This is a genomic window from Butyricicoccus sp., from assembly GCF_050872565.1.
GTDB lineage: Bacteria > Bacillota > Clostridia > Oscillospirales > Butyricicoccaceae > Butyricicoccus_A.
The window spans coordinates 1-2,385 of record NZ_JBNMHC010000347.1 but is presented as its reverse complement, the minus strand read 5'-3'; the positions used below and the strand labels follow the sequence as shown (position 1 = coordinate 2,385).

Annotated in this window: 4 protein-coding genes; all 4 read right to left on the bottom strand. The window is 49.1% G+C overall.

Going from position 1 to position 2,385, the window contains the following annotated elements:
• Positions 1-860: asparagine synthase (glutamine-hydrolyzing) (gene asnB, locus ACR0P9_RS11165; RefSeq protein WP_432620158.1), on the bottom strand; the 860-nt coding region annotated here is incomplete at its 3' end.
• Positions 861-1,089: 229 nt separating this feature from the next.
• Positions 1,090-1,512 (bottom strand): flavodoxin, encoded by a 423-nt coding sequence (locus ACR0P9_RS11160; RefSeq protein WP_432620156.1) that lies wholly within the window; start codon positions 1,510-1,512, stop codon positions 1,090-1,092.
• A gap of 56 nt (positions 1,513-1,568) precedes the next feature.
• Positions 1,569-1,853, bottom strand: coding sequence for a DUF2325 domain-containing protein (locus tag ACR0P9_RS11155; RefSeq protein ID WP_432620154.1), 285 nt, complete (start codon positions 1,851-1,853; stop codon positions 1,569-1,571).
• Between the two features lie 121 nt (positions 1,854-1,974).
• A partial coding sequence (locus ACR0P9_RS11150; protein WP_432620152.1) for a helix-turn-helix domain-containing protein occupies positions 1,975-2,385 on the bottom strand: 411 nt, incomplete at its 5' end.

Sequence of the window (2,385 nt, the reverse complement as noted above, 5' to 3'; positions counted from 1 at the left end):
GTGACCGACACGGTATCCAACTGCCGCCCTTCCCGCGCGTATTGCCGCGCGGCTACAGCGGAAATAATGCTGGAATCCAAACCACCGGACAAAAACGTGCACAGAGGGACATCCGATACCAATTGCCGCTGTATGGCATCTATGACCAACGCACGCACTTTTTCTATTGTTTCCGGCTCTGAATCTGTATGTTCTCGATCCTCTAATCGCCAATACTGCTTGAGCGTTACTCCCCGCTTCTGTGAATACGTGCCGCACCAGCCAGCGGGAATTTCACAAATGCCGCGCAGAACGCCGCAGCCCGGCGTTCTGCCAGGTCCTAACAAGATTAATTCTGAAATGCCGTTTTGGTCAATTTCTGCGTGAACCTCTGGATGTGCCAGTAATGTCTTGATCTCTGAAGCAAAGATAAAGACATTCGGTCTCTCCGTAAAAAATAACGGTTTCACGCCGATGCGATCTCGTGCAAAAAACAGCTCTTGCTCCAGCATATTCCAGACAGCAAAGGCATAAATTCCATTGAAATGGTCAAGACAGGCTTCTCCCCATGCCAAGTACGCCGTCAAGACAACCTCTGTATCCGAATGCGTTTCAAACGCATATCCCAGCTTTGCCAGCTCTGTCCGCACCTCTGCGGTATTGTACAGTTCTCCATTATATACCATGACGGCATAATCTCGCCGCATCGGCTGCTTTCCGCCTTCTATATCGATAACAGCGAGACGGTCATGCAGCAACGCGGTCGTTCTGTCTATCCAAATCCCCTCTTGATCCGGACCGCGGCGGCGCATGGTATGCTGCATCCGCTCCAAAACCTGCCGTGAAGGAATCTCGCCTATCATTCCCGCGATTCCACACATCTGCCATTCCTCCTTTTCCGCAAACATGGAACTCCGATACTGTATGCATAACGGAGCCAATATATACGGATTTCGCGTCAAAAACAAAGCCGACATGGAAAAATCCATGTCGGCTCCGCTTTTCATGTATGCTGTTAAGGAATTGTATGTTGGATTTATCTGATGTTAGACTTGCGACATATCTTGGTGGAAGATGTCTATGGGTATCCAAGCCGCGTTCGATGAAACCTTATGCCAGAGCTGCGCCCAGAGCCTTGCAAGCTGCAATGCCGTCATCGTTCGGTGCTTCGTTGCAGATCACGCTGTCGGTTACCAGCACTGCGCCGAAATCTGCGCACTGGTCTTCCCAAGAATGCATCCACTCGCCAGTGCCCCAGCCATAGGAGCCAAACAGAGCAATGTTCTTGCCGCCGAGCTTCGAGCCGCAAGCGGTGAACATCGGCTCAAATTCGGATTCTTCCAGAACTTCTGCACCCATTGCCGGGCAGCCAAATGCGATAGCATCGTAATCGCCTACCATACCCTCGTTAAAGTCGCTGCAGAAGAACAGAGATACGTCTGCGCCCTTCTCCTTTGCGCCCTCTACGACTGCATTTGCCATTGCCTCTGTGTTGCCGGAACCGCTCCAATATACTACTGCTACCTTTGCCATGTTGATTACCAACCTTTCTTGAAAAAAATCAATGTATTTATCGCGCAGAAACGTTCTCAGGAAGCGTGCTCTTCCAAAATATTGCGCAGAGCAGACATAGAGCTCGAATGAGAACGTGCGACAATCATGTTGTCCTGTCCCTTGGTTTCATTCAATGCATATCGCAGCATCTTATGGGACATGGTGCTGGTGAACAGCACCAGCAGATCGGGGCAGCCGATCTTGTTTTTCAGGCCGTCTTTCATCTGTGTGAAGACTTTTGCCTGACAGTCATATTGTTTGCAAAGATCTTTATAGCGGCGTACCATACAGTCATTGCCGCCAACAATTACTACACTCATGCTTTCACCTCTTATCAAATTAGTGTTTGCTAACCCGTCGTTCAAAAAACAACGCCCGCAGGCGTTTGTTTTCGTTTGACAATGTTAGTTTACGGTAATTTCATATGTTTCTCCACTCCATTTAGAGCGAACCATGCTCCAAACAGACATTTTGTCCATTTGTATTTCGATACTCATTTGGCGTGACGCCAAGAACGTCCTTAAAGGCCTTTGCGAATTTGCTCGGATTTTCATAGCCGTATCGTCCGGCAATCTGCATAACAGTGTCATCACTCTGGCGGAGTGCACAGGCAGCAGCCTGCATTTTTTGCGAGCGCGTGTACGCATAGATAGAAACGCCATAAACACCCTTAAAACTGTTTTTTAACTGCGTAGGAGACACATAAAACTGTTCTGCCAGCTCATCAATGGTCACACGGCGATCCATATGCTGTGCCAAATAACGTCCGGCATCTTTTGCCAAAGTGACCTGACTGCCGGAATAGCTGCGCTCGTGCACGGTGTCATCATCCAGTTTCATGCTGCTGAGAAG